Here is a 15,976-nt window from a genome sequence, read left to right on the forward strand (position 1 = left end):
TGTAAGGGGGCTCAGACCTCGACGATCATCTCGATCTCGACCGGAACATCCAGCGGCAGGACCGCCACACCCACAGCGCTGCGGGCATGGACTCCGACGTCGCCGAAGACCTCGCCGAGGAGCTCGCTGGCACCATTGATCACCTGCGGCTGAGCAGTGAAGTCCGGTGTGCTGGCGACGAAGCCCGTGACCTTGACGATGCGTTTGATCGCAGACAGATCACCGGTGATCGCGCGGATGGCGGCCAGTGCGTTGAGGGTGCACTGGCGGGCCGCGGCCTGGGCGTCTTCGAGACTGACCTCGGCACCGACCTTGCCCGTGTGGATCGGCTGCCCGTTCTGCACGGGAAGCTGGCCCGAGGTGTAGATGAATTGACCTGTACGCACGGCGGGAACATAGGCGGCCACGGGCGCGGCAACATCGGGGATCGCCAGTCCGCGCTGGTCGAGGCGTGCTTCGGGTGTGATTGTCGATTCGCTGCTCATCTGAGGACTCCTGTCGTCATGAATTCGTCGAGGCGTTCACGGTAGCCGGTGGTGTCGATCGCGGCTTCGGACAGCCATTGGGCTGAGTAGTACTTGTCGAGATAGCGCTCGCCGGGGTCGCAGATCAGCGACACCAGGCTTCCCGTCTGTCCGGCCGCTTTCATCTGCGACACGATGCGGAATGCGGCCCACAGGCCGGTGCCCGTCGACGCCCCGGCACGGCGCCCCATCAGTGTCTCGAGCAGCTGGATGGATGCGATGGCGGCAGCGTCGGGAACGTGCATCATCCGGTCGATGCTCGACGCGATGAAGCTCGCCTCGACCCGCTGTCGTCCGATGCCCTCGATCCGAGACCCCTGATCAGTCGTCGCTGCTGGATCATGGTCGCGCCAGCCGGCGAAGAAGGCCGAATTGTCCGGATCGGCCACGCAGATGCCGGTGGCCCGACCGGTGTAGCGAACATACCTGGCCAGGGTCGCCGAGGTGCCGCCCGTGCCGGCGGTGGCGATGATCCAGGAGGGTTCGGGATGAGTCTCACTCGACATCTGATCGAAGATCGACTCGGCGATATTGTTGTTGCCGCGCCAGTCCGTGGCTCGTTCGGCATAGGTGAACTGGTCCATGTAATGACCGCCGGACTCCGCAGCCAGATCAGCAGCGACCTCGTAGACCTCATTGGCGTTGTCGACGAAATGGCAGGTGCCGCCGTAGAACTCGATGAGGGAGATCTTCTGAGCACTCGTCGATCGAGCCATGACAGCGATGAACGGGACGCCGATGAGTTGAGCGAAATACGCCTCAGAGACCGCAGTCGATCCGCTCGAGGCCTCCACGACCGGGCGACCAGGGCGAATCCAGCCGTTGCACAGTGCGTGGAGGAAGAGCGAGCGAGCCAAGCGGTGTTTGAGTGACCCGGTGGGATGGCTCGACTCGTCTTTGAGATAGAGGTCGATTCCCCAGTCGGAAGGCAGCGGCACATGCAGCAGGTGCGTGTCCGAGGATCTGTTGGCATCTGACTTCACCGCTCTGATGGCGCCGGCCAGCCACCGGCGAGCTTGCGGATCGTAGCGGTCGATGTCGTCGTCGACAGCGGCGAACGCGTGATCGTGGGTGTCGGTCATGACTGTCCTTCCGGAGCTTTGCCTTGGAGCTCGTTGATGTAGTTGTAGATCGTGTAGCGGGTGACGTCCAACGCCGAGGCGACTCCGGCCACGGCTTCTTTGACTTGGAAGACTCCACGGCGGTCGAGTTCAGCGACGACCTCGAGCTTGTGGGACTTCTTCATCAGTTCGACGGGGACATCGGCACTCTCGATCACCTCGGCGACGATCTGAGACGTCAGTTCGCTGACCGTGTGGGGGAAGACCTCACCGGTATCGGGTTCATCGCTGGTCTCGGCGACCGCAGGTGGAGTCGAGAGCAGCGAGCCGAGCAGCTCGTGGGCGACTCTGACGTTGGTGACGTCGATGTTGAGACACAGGGCAGCCATCGGAGTGCCCGATTCCGGCTCCCGAATGATGATCGTGCTCGACCGCCCGGTGCGACCGCCGGGCAGCGACGTCGGATAGCCGATGACATCGCCCTGCGCCCCGCTGAGCACGTGCTGCAGGAGCAGGTTGGTCGGCGGAGCGCCCACCTCACGGCCGGTGACTCCGCCCGCGATGGCGAAGACCGAGTTATCGAGGTTAGTGAGGTCGTGGACGACGACCTCGCAGCCCTCGCCCAGGGCCCGAGCAAGAGGCTCGCTGATCCCCGCCAGCAGGTCGAGGGTCTCCCGAACCTTCTGGTCAAAGCGATCCGAATTGAGCGCTGTCACTGGTGTTCTCCTCTGCGCGGTGAGCAAATTTCAACTTCTAGTGGAAGTCTTGCACATCACTTCATTATGTGCGAATGTGGATTCGCTCACTTAGATTTCCACACACAGTTGAAATCTTCAAATTATTAGGAGAACTATGTCAGCGCTTGGCAATGACGCCACGGCCTCAGGCAATCTCAAGAGGACCATTGGGATTCCCGGAGCCCTCGGAATCACGTTCAACCAGATCGTCGGCGGCGGAGTCATCGCCCTCACGGGCACGGCCATCGCCGTCACCGGAGGCGGGACGCCGCTGGCCTATATCCTCGCCACGGCAGTGGTCATGCTGGTCACCGCGCCCATCGCGGCCTTGGGTGCCGCGATGCCGACGACAGGCGGGGCCTTCACCTATGCCTCCAGGCTGATCCATCCGGTCGCGGGGTTCGCAAATATGTGGCTGTGGACTCTGGGTAACCTGTCCATCAGCATCTACGGTCTGGCGGCAGGGCAGTACCTGCATTCGCTCGTTCCGGCCATTGACCCGGTGGTCATCGCACTGGCGATGCTCGCGATCTTCTTCGTGGTCAATCTGCTGGGAGCCTCTGCCTCGTCCTTCGTCGGAATCATCATCGGGGTGCTGATGATGTCCGCCTTCGCGCTGTTCGTCGTCGTGGGCATGTTCCATGTCGAGTGGACGGTCTTCGCCGAGCCGATGCCTCATGGTGCGCTCGAACTGTTCAAGGCCGCGGCACTGCTCTCGTTCGCGACCCGCGGCGGGCAGGTGATCGCCGAGATGGGCGATGAGCTGAAGAATCCCGGTCGGGCGATTCCGATCGCGGCCCTCGGCGGGACACTGCTCTCGGGCCTGCTCTACGTGGTGCTGGCGATCCCGGCCACCGGAGTACTGCCCATCGACCAGGTTGCCGGGCAGCCGATGACTCTCGTCGCCGAGCACATCCTCAATCCGGCAGGGCTTGGCTTCTTCATCTTCGGGGGAGCCGTCCTCGCCCTCGTCGGGTCGCTGAACTCGAACATGCTGTGGGGTACGAAGGCGATCCTCGCGGCGGTCGAGGCCGGATGGTTTCCCGGCTGGCTCGGTTCCGTCAACCGTCGCTTCGGCACCCCGCATTGGCTGCTGACTCTGTGTTCCTCATCGGAGTGGCCCCGATCCTGCTGTCACTGGACATGGCGAACATCGCCAATGCCGCCTCGGCGCTGCAGCAGATCAACGCGGTGATCATCCTCATCGCCTCCATCCGACTGCGGAAGCTGTTTCCGCAGCTGCACGCGGCATCGACCTTCACCATCAACCTCGGCGTGCACAAGATCCTGCTCGTCGTCGGCATCGCTGTCTCATGCCTGCAGTTCGTCCTGCTGACCTCGGATCTCACCGGCACGGTGATCCTCTCTGCCCTGATCTGGGTCGGCGCGGGAGCCGGCTGGTGTGCCTGGCGCTACCCGCGACTATCGCGTGGACCTGAATTGTCGTCCGCACCCTACAGGCCCCTCGCCGAGGTGGGTGATGGTTCGCCCGAGCGCTGAGCGACCGTGTATCCCGAACGAACGCACTAACTCGAATTCCGATGGAAGGACAACACAATATGTCAGCAATCACCGTCTACGGCACCGAATGGTGCTCGGACTGCATGCGCAGCAAGCGCTACTTCACCACCCACAACGTCGGCTTCGACTTCATCGACGTCGAGGCTGACCCCGGGGCAGAAGAAGAGGTGCGCAGGCTGCAGGGAGGCGAGCGGAGGATTCCCACCGTGGTCTTCGCAGATGGCACTCACCTCATCGAACCGACCCACCAGGAGATCGGGGAGAAGCTGGGCATCATTCCCTGGGCACACCGTGAAGAGTACGACCTCGTGGTCATCGGGGGAGGCCCGACGGGGCTGACAGCCGCGATCTACGCCGGACGGCAAGGGCTGTCCACGCTCGTCGTCGATTCGGCCAGCTTCGGCGGTCAGGCGGCAACGACGAAGCGCATCGACAACTATCCGGGCTTCCCCGACGGCATCGGCGGCGGGAGCCTGGCTGAAACCTTCTTGACGCACGCCGAGGGGGAGAACACGGAGCTGCTCTCGGCGACCACTGTCCTCGAACTGCTGGAAGCGGGCGACGAACGGGTCGAACTCGCCTTGTCGAACGGGCAGCAGATCCGAGCCAGAAGCGTCATTGTGGCAACTGGGACGACCTATCGCACTCTCGGCGCACCGGGGGAGGAGCCTCTGTTGGGGAGCCGAATCCACTTCTGCTCGACGTGCGACGGACCGGCGTACAAGGGTCGGTCGACGCTTGTCGTCGTCGGCGGGGGAAACAGCGCCTGCGAGGAGGCTCTCTACCTTGCGACGCTGGTCGACGAGGTGGTCATGCTGCAGAACCTGCCCGAGCTGACCGCCGACATCGTTCTGCGTGAACGGGTGCTGGCCGACCCTAAGATCACCGTCGTCACCGACACCGCGATCACCGGATTCGCCGAGGTGGATTCCTCGGCCCCCGGGACCGCTTCGGTTGGGGCTGCCACGGTAGAGGCCGCCTCGGTGAGCGTGGATTTCGTCCACGGACCCGAACGCCTCGCGGCGCGCGTGAGCGCCGATGCGGTCTTCGAGTTCATCGGGCTGCGGGCCAATAGTGCGAACTTCACTTCGAGCCTCGAAGTGGACGGGCAGGGCTATATCCTCACCGGAGCCGACCATGGAACATCCATGGATCGTGTCTACGCCGCAGGTGATGTTCGCGCCGGCAGCACGAAGCAGCTCGTCGCGGCCGCCGGTGACGCCGTCTCCTGCTTCCTGGCCATCCGGGACCGTGTCCTCGCGGAGAAGGAGCGAAGCCTCGAGTTGGCCTAAGCGGCGAGACCCTGCCGGAACTGCTCGGATTCGGCGGCTGTAGTCCGACTCAGCAACATTGCGGGCACTGAGCAACCTTTAGCGAGGTTGCTCAGCGCCCGCAAAGTTGCCGGGGCAGTTCTGGAACGGGGAACTTCACCCTTCCGCGAGCATCTTCTCGAGCTTGTCATAGCCCTCGCGAATTCCGTGCTCCATCCCGGAGGCGACCATTCCGTCGCGCGATTCGAGTGAGTCGAAGACCGATGTCGACTGCAGGCGGGTCCGCCCATCGCCGAGGTCGGTGAGCGTGAGGATCTCGAGGTTCACGGCATCCGGGAAGCCTTCGAAGGTAAAGGTCTGGACGATGCGCTCGTTCTCCCGCACCTCGTGGAAGGAGCCGAAGAATCCGTACTCACCGTTGTCGTCGGTCGAGACGAAGCTCCACTTCCCGCCGGTCTGCGCGTCCCATTCGCGAATCGTGTTCGTGATCGTGTCGGGTCCGGACCATTTCACGAAGAGCTCAGGATCGGTGTGGGCCCGGAACACCTTGTCCGGAGTGGCCTTGAAGTCACGAGTGATCGAGACGGTCTGAATTCCCTCGGGGACGTCGAGCTGCAGAGTCGAATAGTCGGTGTCATTGGTGGTGGTCATGTCATGCTCCTTTGCTTGATTCTTGTGCGGATCCCCTCGCCGAGGTGGCTGTGAGGTCCGTGTTCTCTGAGTCCTCGTCCGCGTTCATCTCATCGAGTACGGCGTCGAGGCGTTGGTAGCGTTCTTCGGCCTGTTGTCTGTATCTCTCGATCCATTTCGTCATCAGATCGAACACATTGTCTTCGAGGTGGACTGGTCTGCGTTGGGCGTCACGGGTGCGAGTGACCAGACCGGAGTCCTCGAGCACCTTGAGGTGTTTCGACACGGCCTGAACGCTGACTTCGTAGGGTTCGGCGAGTTCGTTGACCGTGGCGTCGGCGATGGACAGCCTGGCGACCATGTCTCGTCGAGTCGGGTCGGCCAGGGCTGCGAACACCTTTGTCAGCTGATCTGCCACTGGACCTCCGTTCTGTATTCAACTTTGTGGTTGATTACAAATCTAGGCCTGGTTCGATTCTTTGTCAACCGTTGGGTTGAATAAATTTGCGCCCGCGCCCGCACTCGTAGTCGTAGTCTCAGCTTCTGCGTAGGCGATCCTCGCCTGCATGCGTGGCATTGCCGCTGTGAGCCAGCCGCAGATCCCGATCGACAGCCCGCTGCTGATCCAAAAGACGCCGGGCAGCCCCATGGTTTCGACGCCGAGGGCGGCAAGTGCTGCGCCGAGCGGAAGGGCTCCCCAGCTGACGACGCGGGAGGCGGAGTAGACCCTGCCGATGAGGTGGTTGGGTGTCGTCTGCTGTCGGATGACGGCGACGAGGATCCTCCAGATCGTTGAGCCTGCTCCAGCTGTGACGAGCCCGACGATGATGATCGGCAGGGGCGCGCCGAGCGCGGCCGGGAGCACGAGGCCGAGCGTGCCGATTGCATCGATGAAGAGCAGCGCGGACGTCGAGAATCTCGCCTGCAGTCGCTCGGTGAGGGCTGAGGAGATGATGCCGCCGATCGCCATTGCGGTGAGCAGCCAGCCGTAGGCAGCACTGCTGAGGTTGAGCGGGCCAGGAGTGACTGCATAAAGGACGAATGTTGCGGTCCATGCGCCCCAGACTAAGCTCATGGCCGCGGTCAGCAGTGTGAGCTCGCGTTGCAGGCGATGCCTCCAGAGGAAACGCATGCCTTCCCTGACCCTCTGCAGGCCGCGCTGATTCGAGGTGTCTCGCGCGGATTTTGAACGTGAGCTTCCGGGCGTGCGGCCACTGTCGGTGTCATGGTTGGCGTTGCAGTCGCCCGGTGCGCGGCGGTGCATCGAGCGGATCAGACCGATGCCGGCGATTGCAGCGAGTGCATACAGTCCGCCGCCCGATGCTGCGGCGAGGAGTCCGGTGGCGCCGAGGAGCAGGCCTGCAAGGGGTGGACCGGCGAGCTGATTCGCGATGTTGATGGTCGCTTCGATGCGTGAGTTCGCGCCGGTGAGCTTGGTTCGCGAGACCGTGCGGGGAATGCCGGCGATGAGGGATGTGTCGACCAGGGTCTCCGCCAGGCCGTAGACGAAGGCCGCTGCGAAGACGGCGATCGTGACTGAGGAGTCGAAGGCGATGGTGGCCGACAGTCCGACAAGTGCGAGCGCACGCAATCCGTTGACCGCGGCAAGCAGCCGTTGGGGTGAGAGGCGGTCGACGAGCCATCCTGCGTGCAGTCCGAAGACTGGCCACGCGATGGTTGCGACCGTCGTTACGAGTGCGACTTCGCCCGGTCCTGCGCCCGCAGCAAGAGAGATGAGGGGCAGTGCCGTGAGGGTGATGCCGTCGCCGAGGTTCGACAGGCCTGCCCCGGTCCACAGCCAGCGGAATGGTGAGTTCATGATGATCAACCCTTAACCGGTGAACAATAGTTAGGAGGTCAAGTCTTATGCGTGAAATCTCACCTGTCAATAGAAGTTAGGTGGTAAAGTGAGATAATGGATTTTGAACACGTCGGCAATGCGCACTGCTTGGAACTCGCCAACTCGATCCCCGACCGGCAGGAGACCGGTGAACGAGATTGGCTGAGGTCCGCAGAGATCGCAGGCGAATGGGCCCGATCGCTTGACCTCGCTCTGGCATCTCCGCCGTCGAGCCGAGAGCTCGCAGACCTGCGCGCCTTCAGGGAAGACGTCTTCGCGACATTCACGGCGATCGCCTCGGGGGCGGAGGTGCCGCAGCACGGTCTGGACTCCATTGCCGCTGCGCAGGCCCGGGGCCTGAAAGTTCGGGGATATCGGCCGTCGGGGCGAGCGATCGTCCGTGCCTGGCCACAGACGTGGGGTGTGCCGGACCTTATTGCTCGCTTCGCGGATTCGGCGCTGACAGAGCTGACCGGCGATCGACTTGATCGGGTCAAGTCGTGTCCGAGCTGCGGATGGCTCTTCTTCGACACATCACGCAATCGCAGTCGACGCTGGTGTTCGATGCAGACCTGCGGAGGTCGCGACAAGGCGCTGCGGCACTACCGGAAGACTCGCGACTGACAAGGGTTCGCCACTGACAAGGGCTGTTGGCCTTGGCGTGAGATCGTGCTCCTATCCGAAAATCCTTCCCGCCGGCTCCTCCAATCGCCCCTGGTTGTCGTATGGTCGCAATAGCGACAGTGCCGGATCAGGTCTGGCGGTCATCCCCGATGATCGATGGCCCCGGTACTCATTGGCAGGAAAGACGACGAAGTCTGGAGAATGACAATGGCAACTTTGCGACAGCAGCTGTTCCGAGTGAAACCGGTCCCGCAGCAGGGCGAGAGTCCGGAGAGCGACCTCAAACGTACGATCGGCCTGTTCTCTCTGACCATGATCGGCGTCGGATCGACCATCGGCACCGGCATCTTCTTCATCCTCTCCGAGTCGGTGCCCGTGGCCGGACCCGCAGTGATCTGGTCCTTCGTCATCGCCGGCCTCGTCGCCGGCCTCGCGGTCATCTGCTATGCGGAGCTGGCCGGCAGTGTGCCGGTGTCTGGGTCCTCCTACTCCTACGCCTATGCGACGCTCGGCGAGCTGCCAGCCATGGGAGTCGCGGCCTGTCTCCTCCTCGAATACGGGGTCGCGGGTGCCGCGGTCGCCGTCGGCTGGTCACAGTACGTCAACCAGCTGCTGTTCAACCTCTTCGGCTTCGAGATCCCCCACGCCCTGGCCTACGCGCCGGAAGAAGGCGGGATCGTCAACCTGCCCGCGATCCTGCTGCTGGTCATGTGCTGCTTCCTGCTGGTCCGCGGCACCGGGGAATCGGTCGTCATCAACACCGTCATGGTGTGCACGAAGATCGGCGTCCTCCTGTTCTTCGTACTTGTCGGAGTCACCGGCTGGAACGTCGACAACTTCGCCGACTTCGCGCCCTTCGGATTCTCCGGGGTGGTGGCAGGCTCGGGCCTCATCTTCTTCAGCTACGTCGGCATGGATGCAGTCGCCACGGCCGGCGATGAGACGAAGAACCCGAAGAAGACCATGCCCCGGGCGCTCATCGCCGCCCTCATCATCGTCACCACTGTCTACGTTCTGGTCGCCGTCGCGGCTCTGTCGGCTCAGCCCTGGCAGGAGTTCGAGGGGCAGACGGCCGGGCTGTCGGCGATTCTTGAGAACATCGTCGGCGCCCAGTGGCCAGGCACCGTCGTCGCCGCCGGTGCCGTGATCTCGATCTTCTCCGTCACGCTCGTCTCGATCTACGGCCAGACCCGCATCCTGTTCACGATGTCACGCGACGGAATGATGCCCAAGCTCTTCGGCGAGGTCAATCCCCGTACGCTCACCCCGGTCAAGGGCACGATCGTCGTGACCGTGGTCATCGCCATCCTGGCCGGGTTCATTCCGCTGAACTTCCTCGCCGAGATGACGAGCATCGGCACCCTCGTGGCCTTCGTCGTCGTGTCCATGGCCGTCATCATCCTGCGTGTGCGCGAACCCAATCTGGAGCGCGGCTTCAAGGTGCCCTTCTACCCGGTCCTGCCGGTGCTCGCGATCATCGGCTGCCTGTGGATCATCAGCAACCTGCAGGTCATCACGATCGTCGTCTTCCTCATCTGGACGGCGGTCATCCTCGGCCTGTACTTCATCTTCGGTCGCAAGTCCTCGGTGCTCGGCAAGCAGCGGGCAGAACAAGAACGCATTGGCGGATCCGATCCTGCGGGAGGGAAACTATGAGTATCGTCGTCGGCATCGCACCAAGTCAGGACAATAGGCCAGCCGTGGAGCTGGGGATCGTACTCGCACGGTCATACGGACACAGACTGGTGGCTGTAGCCATCGACTCCGCCGCCTGGCCGATGAGTCCCGCACTCTTCGAAAGCGAATACCAGAAGAAGCTGCGCAACGTCGCCGAGGCTGCCCTGGACGAGGTGCGGGCGCTCCTTCCCGATGACATCGAGTCCGAATGCCTCGTCCACAGTGCCCGTTCATCGCGACGGGGACTGCTCGAGATGTGCCAGAAGGAGAATGCGTTCCGCCTCGTCGTGGGTCCCGCCGCTGACGGGAAGCCGGGACGGATCGCCTTGGGCTCCGTCTCCACCGGGCTGCTGCACAGCGCCAGCCTGCCCGTGGCACTTGCCCCGGTCGGATACCGGGTTGTCCCGGAGGCTCGCCTGCGCAGGCTCACTGCCGCGTACAGCGGATCGTCGACCTCGGCGGACCTCATCCTCGGGGCCGCAGTGGTCTCTGCCGAATCCGGTGTGCCTTTCCGCATCGCCTCGTTCGCACCCCGGTCGCGGGTGATTTCGGCAGCCGGTGTGGGACTCGATGTCGAGTCCAGCGTGATCGATGAGTGGGCCAATGTGATCCGGCGAGACACCGACGAGATCCTGTGCTCGATCGATCGTCTCCAGATCAAGCCCGGCGAGACCGATGTCGCCATCGGGACAGGATCGGACTGGGAGAGCGCACTGTCCGCGGTCGAGTGGGAGGATCCCGAGATCATGATGCTCGGTTCCTCCGGCCTCGGGGCGCTCAAGCGGGTGTCATTGGGCAGCCACGCGATGCGGATTCTGCAGCACTCACCGGTGCCCATCGTCGTCGTGCCCCGCCGGGCGAAGTCTGATTACACCTCGGTGGCCGTCTGAGTTCCGGAGACAGCGGCCGTCTGACGGCTGGGGGAGTCGGGGCAGGGCGCTGAATTCAATTTTTGGGTTATCGGCCACAGCCAGCCCCCGGCGCTATCGCCCCACAGGCATAGGGCCGCATGGTGGTCGCATCGCGCTGTGATGGCTTACCGGCATGCTCATAAAAGCCAGCCGAGCCGATACTTCTGCTCCCCGCCACCAGTGAATACATTCCTATTAATGTTGCTTAACACGCTTTGACCGCTCTCTAATTGGATTGCCCCACGCCGCAATGAAGCGAATTCGTAGTGCCGACCAGAGTAGGTACGAGCACCGCGCTTCTTTGCGTTCTGGTAGTGAACAAAGGAGCGGATCAGAGTGGCTGAAAAGATCGAAGTGCTATTAGATGTCAAGACAAAATTGGGTGAAGGTCCGGTATGGGATGCGGCTTCACAGCGGCTGCACTGGGTCGACAGCGCAGATGGAAGAATCTTTCGTTCCACGGCACAAGGGACAGAGCTGAGAGCGTGGGAGGTCGGAGAGCCCATTGGTTCAATTGCCGTTGGTGCCGATAACAGCTACTTTCTCGCAGCACTTCAGAGCGGGCTGTATCGCATTGATGTGGAGAGCGGCGCCAAAGAACTTCTCGTGGATCCTGAACCCGATCAGCCGAAGAACCGACTCAATGACGGAAAGGTGGACCGTCAAGGTCGGTTTGTATTCGGTTCTATGGACACGCTCGAAGAAGAGCCGAGCGGCAAGCTCTACTCATATGACGTGGATGGCTGTCTCTCTGTCCTGGATACGGGGATCATCTGTTCGAACGGACCTTGTTTCAGTCCTGATGGGACAATTCTTTATTTCTCCGACACCTGGACAGGCGAGATTTGGGCCTATGACTACGACGCCTCGAGTGGGGGAGCGTCTTTGCGACGTACGTTCACGAAAGTGGACACCAGTGGCGGCGGGGCTGCTGACGGGGCCACTGTCGATTCTGAAGGCTATCTTTGGCAGGCGCTGGTCTACAGCGGAACTATCGTTCGCTACTCGCCAGACGGAAAAATCGACCGACTACTCGAGATGCCGGTACTTAAAGCGACCAGTCTTACCTTCGGCGGCCCCAACCTGGACGTTTTGTACGTCACTTCCATGTCTAAGCCGCCGCTTCCGCGCTTCCCCGAAGATGGGCAACTGCGAGGATCTCTTTTTGCAGTGACAGGTCTGGGAGTCACCGGTGTTGCCGAGCCCCGGTACGGAAAGTGAGGACCGCCAGATGAAATCAGGTCTCTTCAAATCCCTTGGCTCCATACACCGATACTCGTGGATCTCCCTTCTTGTGTGCTGGGTGATCTGGATTATCAACGCTTACGATCGTGAGATTATCCTGCGCCTGGGGCCGTCTATTTCAGAATCCCTTGACCTATCTCCCGACACGTGGGGGATCATTGCCTCTCTAATCATGCTCTCGCTGGCAATTATGCCGATCCCTGGTTCGGCCTTGAGCGATAAGTACGGCGGTGGAGAGAAGCGCGCGAAGTTTCAAGTGCCGCTCGTGATCGGCATGGCCGTCCTGTCTTTTATCTCGGGGCTAAAACTCATCAGCAGCAATATTGTGTTGTTTTTGGCGCTCAGGTTTGGAGTCAACCTTGGTGCAGGTTGGGGCGAGCCAGTTGGTGTCAGTAATACTGCAGAATGGTGGCCGAAGGAGAAGCGCGGGTTTGCGCTTGGTGCTCACCACACTGGCTACCCAATAGGCTCCCTGCTTTCGGGGGTTATGGCGGCGGCCGTACTTAGCTGGTTCGGTGCCGACGGATGGTCGTATGCCTTCTTCCTTGCTGTATTCATTGCTGTGCCTGTGATGCTCTTTTGGTCGAAATACTCGACGAAGGACAAGATCGTAGCTCTCTACCAGGATTTCGATGCCAAGGGACTGACTCGACCTGATGCGATTGAGAACCTGGAGGGCCGCGCCAAGGGTCTGCTAAGAAAAACTGTGATGACTCCCGCAATCACAATTACCGCGGTGACAACGATGCTTACGCAGATCGTGTACATGGGAGTGAATACCGTGCTGCCTCCGTACCTGTACAACATCGTGGGACTTTCTCTCGCAGAATCCGCGGGATTGAGCGTCGTGTTCGCCTTGACAGGAATATTCGGGCAGATTATCTGGCCGAGTCTGTCCGACAAGATCGGGCGGAAACCTACTATTATCATCTGCGGAATTTGGATGTCGGTGAGCGTAGCCGCACTGTATTTCGCGACAACATCACTGCTGGTTGTGATCGTTCAGTTGATCTTCGGCTTAGTAGCAAATGCTGTGTGGCCAATCTATTATGCTGCAGCGTCAGATTCTGCTCCCGACGGAGGCACTTCAACCGCCAACGGTGTCATTACAACGGCCATGTTTATCGGCGGAGGGATCGCCCCCGTGCTCATCGGTCGTCTCGTCACCATTGGAGGCGGATGGGAAGCTAGCGCGGGGTATGTGTATTGTTTCCTGACCATGGCTGGGTTCGCGCTTTTGGGGGCCGTGGTTCAGATGTTCGTCAGGCAGCCCGGCAGACTTCGGGTCTGAAAGCACCTGTTTTTAGACGCATGAAGCCACAGTTCTGACGCGACACTTGTGCGGGAGTGTGCTCGGAAAGCATCGTCCATAAACTTAACGTTGCTTAACGATGCCGAGTGGGAGTCCAATGGCTGTGTTCAGTCTGCACAGGGACGTGGAGGAATCAGGTGTCAATGATGCAAGAGGTAGAGCACGGCGAGTTGTCTCGTCCTCGTGTTTCAGCAGCCCAAGTCGCGCGTGCCTGTGGAGTATCGACTGCGACAGTCAGCTACGTCTTCAATGGAAAGACGGGCGTGTCATCAGCTGTTCGCCGGCAGATCATCGAGAAGGCAAACGAACTCGGATACAGGTCACCGCTGACATCGGCGATGCACAATCGGTCGTTGACGCGTGTGATCGGACTGATTGTTCCTTCGATGGTGAACTACATGCACATGCATTGGGCGCAGGCCATTATCGAGGCGGCAGCGGAGGAAGGGTACGACGTCTTCGTTTCCACCACCGGAGACGATCCGGAACGATTGGACCACGTTGCGTCGACATTGTCAGCCCGTAATGTCGACGGCGTTATCTCCACTGGCGGTATGCGACTCGACGCGCGATCGTACGGGACTTTGAATAGCGCCAGGATCCCGGTAGTCAATCTCTCTCGTAAGGTCGAGCATGCCAGCGCAAGCTTCATCGGCATTGACGATGCCTTGGCCGCGCGCGAACTTATGACACATGTCCTGGGACACGGGGTTACGAGGATCGCAACGGTCATCGGCCCACGTTTCTCTACAGCTTCGGCCGACCGAGAAAAAGCGTTCATAGAGACAGCGGCTGAACATGGAATCTCCATCCCCGGTGATTGGAAGGTGAGCACTCGATTGCACCGGAACGGCGGAAGGATTGCGGCGGAGGAGCTACTTGGCGATCCAGACAACCGGCCAGAGGCCATCGTGTGCGGTTCCGACGAGGTGGCGCTGGGCGTCATCGAACACTCGGTTGTCAATGGAATCAGCATTCCCGATGATCTCATCGTTGTCGGAAGCGATGGTCTTGCCCGCTCCCGATCACCGCTGATGGGGATGACGACAATTGTTCAACCAGTCGCGGAGATGGCGAAGGCGGCGTTCTCCGTACTGCTCGACCATATCGAGGACCCAGGTGCGCCAACTCGTGAAGTGATCTGTCGCCACCAAATTCACACAGGAACCAGCTGTGGTTGCCACCCCGATTCATTCAATGCTCTAAGTACAACCAGAGATTGAGCGTCTAGTTCCAAGAACTGCCAGTGTGCTCACTCTCGAAATATTAAGGAAAACCATGTCGAAATCAGCGACGCTGCGGTCGCCGGAAGTGTTGAATCGAGTGATCTTCGCTCGGCTCATGCCATTGCTCATTGCCGCTTATATTTTGGCTTTTCTCGATCGAAGCAACATCGGAATGGCCAAAGAACGGCTGGAAATTGATCTGGGAATCTCCGCCACGGCATACGGCATTGGTGCTGGGCTATTTTTCCTAACCTACGCGGTATGCGAGATCCCTTCGAACATGATCATGCACAAGGTCGGTGCTCGATGGTGGATCATGCGCATCATGATCACTTGGGGCTTGATCTCAGCGGCGATGATGTTCGTCCAAGGTGAGTGGTCTTTCTACATTTTGCGTATGTTGCTCGGCGTCGCCGAAGCTGGGCTTTTTCCCGGCGTCATGTATTACCTGACTAAATGGTTCACCGTCAAAGACCGGGCCAAGGCCAATGGTGCGTTCCTGTTGGGAGTCTCGATTGCCAACATAGTTGGGGCTCCTATCGGCGGCGTGCTTCTGACGATGGACGGTTTTCTAGGCTTGCACGGCTGGCAGTGGATGTTCCTCATCGAAGGCGTGCCTGCATGCTTCCTGGCGCTCCTGGTTTGGAAATTCTTACCAGACAGCCCGAAGCAGGCCAAGTTTCTCAGTGCCGAAGAAGCTGAATGGCTCGAAAGTACCATTGACGCGGAAGAACAAGCCGGAGCCTCAGGGGCATCAAATCATCGTCTCGCTGATATCGTTCGCGATCCGCAGATACTTCTGGTCGTCGGCGTCTATTTCGGGCACCAGCTCGCCGTTTATGCGCTCAACTTCTTCCTTCCTTCGATCATCGGCGGCTGGGGCGAGTTGAGCTCAATCCAGATCGGGCTGTTGACCGCGATCCCGTGGGTGTTCTCCGCGGTCGGTGCATTGCTGTTACCGCGTTTCGCCAAAACAGCCAGCACCTCGAAGAAGATCGCTCTGGGTTCCATGATCGGAATCATCGTAGGGTTCATCATCGGTGCACTAGGTGGGCCAGTGCTTGGTCTTATCGGCTTCTGCTTGGCGGCATTTAACTTTTTCGCGCTCCAGCCGATTCTGTTCACGTACCCGGCGACGCGACTTTCCGGAGTCGGATTGGCTGCCGGACTTGCGCTCGTCAATACGGTTGGGCTCCTCGGAGGATTCCTTGGGCCATACATCATGGGCTTCATGGAAGACGTCACCGGATCAGGCGTTTCAGGGCTGTGGCTGATCGTCGGAGTTTGCATAATCGGTGCCTTCCTCATCCCGTTCCTCAAGCAAGGGCACGAGTCCAATGCCGAGGAAGCACAGAATTCCGGCTCCACTCAACCTCCTACAAACTCGGAAAAATGAA

At 60.7% G+C, this 15,976-nt stretch carries 16 protein-coding genes; 10 read left to right on the plus strand and 6 right to left on the minus strand.

Annotated features, from left to right (window positions below; all coding sequences use genetic code 11):
* Nucleotides 1-11: 11 nt before the first annotated feature.
* Genes LQ788_RS01070 through LQ788_RS01080 form a run of 3 tightly spaced genes read right to left on the minus strand, consistent with a single transcriptional unit; the run spans nt 12 to nt 2,301 of the window.
* Complete coding sequence (locus tag LQ788_RS01070; protein WP_231444425.1) at nt 12-485, minus strand: RidA family protein; 474 nt, start codon at nt 483-485, stop codon at nt 12-14.
* Complete coding sequence (locus LQ788_RS01075; RefSeq protein ID WP_231444427.1) at nt 482-1,606, minus strand: PLP-dependent cysteine synthase family protein; 1,125 nt, start codon at nt 1,604-1,606, stop codon at nt 482-484. Before LQ788_RS01075 ends, LQ788_RS01070 begins: the two co-directional genes overlap by 4 nt.
* Nucleotides 1,603-2,301, minus strand: coding sequence for a helix-turn-helix transcriptional regulator (locus LQ788_RS01080; RefSeq protein WP_231444429.1), 699 nt, complete (start codon nt 2,299-2,301; stop codon nt 1,603-1,605). Before LQ788_RS01080 ends, LQ788_RS01075 begins: the two co-directional genes overlap by 4 nt.
* Before the next feature lie 136 nt (nt 2,302-2,437).
* Between LQ788_RS01080 and LQ788_RS01085 the strand changes: the two genes are divergently transcribed.
* From LQ788_RS01085 to LQ788_RS01095, 3 genes are read left to right on the plus strand one after another with little or no spacing between them, the layout of a single operon-like run.
* On the plus strand, nt 2,438-3,517 hold the full coding sequence (locus LQ788_RS01085) for an APC family permease (RefSeq protein ID WP_231444430.1): 1,080 nt from the start codon (nt 2,438-2,440) through the stop codon (nt 3,515-3,517).
* Nucleotides 3,466-3,822: a hypothetical protein gene (locus LQ788_RS01090; protein ID WP_231444432.1), complete on the plus strand. Its 357-nt coding sequence runs from the start codon at nt 3,466-3,468 to the stop codon at nt 3,820-3,822. The genes LQ788_RS01085 and LQ788_RS01090 overlap by 52 nt, the downstream gene beginning before the upstream one ends.
* A gap of 59 nt (nt 3,823-3,881) precedes the next feature.
* Entirely contained in the window at nt 3,882-5,135 is a 1,254-nt protein-coding gene (locus LQ788_RS01095; RefSeq protein WP_231444434.1) for an FAD-dependent oxidoreductase, read from the plus strand.
* Nucleotides 5,136-5,270: 135 nt separating this feature from the next.
* On the opposite strand, the gene LQ788_RS01100 is transcribed toward LQ788_RS01095, so the two are convergent.
* The 3 genes from LQ788_RS01100 to LQ788_RS01110 are packed head-to-tail and all read right to left on the minus strand — an operon-like array spanning nt 5,271 to nt 7,563.
* Nucleotides 5,271-5,765 (minus strand): SRPBCC family protein, encoded by a 495-nt coding sequence (locus LQ788_RS01100; protein ID WP_231444436.1) that lies wholly within the window; start codon nt 5,763-5,765, stop codon nt 5,271-5,273.
* A gap of 1 nt (nt 5,766) precedes the next feature.
* Nucleotides 5,767-6,162, minus strand: coding sequence for an ArsR/SmtB family transcription factor (locus LQ788_RS01105; protein ID WP_231444438.1), 396 nt, complete (start codon nt 6,160-6,162; stop codon nt 5,767-5,769).
* A gap of 42 nt (nt 6,163-6,204) precedes the next feature.
* A complete protein-coding gene (locus LQ788_RS01110; protein ID WP_231444441.1) occupies nt 6,205-7,563 on the minus strand; it encodes an MFS transporter in 1,359 nt (452 codons plus the stop codon).
* Nucleotides 7,564-7,659: 96 nt separating this feature from the next.
* Here LQ788_RS01110 and LQ788_RS01115 point away from each other — a divergent pair, with 96 nt between their 5' ends.
* The 7 genes from LQ788_RS01115 (at nt 7,660) to LQ788_RS01145 (ending at nt 15,975) form a co-directional block, all read left to right on the plus strand.
* Nucleotides 7,660-8,208, plus strand: a complete 549-nt coding sequence (locus LQ788_RS01115; RefSeq protein WP_231444443.1) for a CGNR zinc finger domain-containing protein — start codon at nt 7,660-7,662, stop codon at nt 8,206-8,208.
* Between the two features lie 201 nt (nt 8,209-8,409).
* Nucleotides 8,410-9,864, plus strand: a complete 1,455-nt coding sequence (locus LQ788_RS01120) for an APC family permease (RefSeq protein WP_394801322.1) — start codon at nt 8,410-8,412, stop codon at nt 9,862-9,864.
* Nucleotides 9,861-10,775 (plus strand): universal stress protein, encoded by a 915-nt coding sequence (locus LQ788_RS01125; protein ID WP_231444447.1) that lies wholly within the window; start codon nt 9,861-9,863, stop codon nt 10,773-10,775. Before LQ788_RS01120 ends, LQ788_RS01125 begins: the two co-directional genes overlap by 4 nt.
* 357 nt (nt 10,776-11,132) lie before the next feature.
* A complete protein-coding gene (locus LQ788_RS01130) occupies nt 11,133-12,017 on the plus strand; it encodes an SMP-30/gluconolactonase/LRE family protein (protein WP_231444456.1) in 885 nt (294 codons plus the stop codon).
* 10 nt (nt 12,018-12,027) lie between these two features.
* Nucleotides 12,028-13,332, plus strand: coding sequence for an MFS transporter (locus tag LQ788_RS01135; protein WP_231444458.1), 1,305 nt, complete (start codon nt 12,028-12,030; stop codon nt 13,330-13,332).
* A gap of 164 nt (nt 13,333-13,496) precedes the next feature.
* Nucleotides 13,497-14,576, plus strand: a complete 1,080-nt coding sequence (locus tag LQ788_RS01140) for a LacI family DNA-binding transcriptional regulator (protein ID WP_231444460.1) — start codon at nt 13,497-13,499, stop codon at nt 14,574-14,576.
* A gap of 55 nt (nt 14,577-14,631) precedes the next feature.
* A complete protein-coding gene (locus LQ788_RS01145) occupies nt 14,632-15,975 on the plus strand; it encodes an MFS transporter (protein ID WP_231444470.1) in 1,344 nt (447 codons plus the stop codon).
* Nucleotide 15,976 lies beyond the last annotated feature (1 nt).

This window comes from Brevibacterium zhoupengii (assembly GCF_021117425.1).
Lineage (GTDB): Bacteria > Actinomycetota > Actinomycetes > Actinomycetales > Brevibacteriaceae > Brevibacterium > Brevibacterium zhoupengii.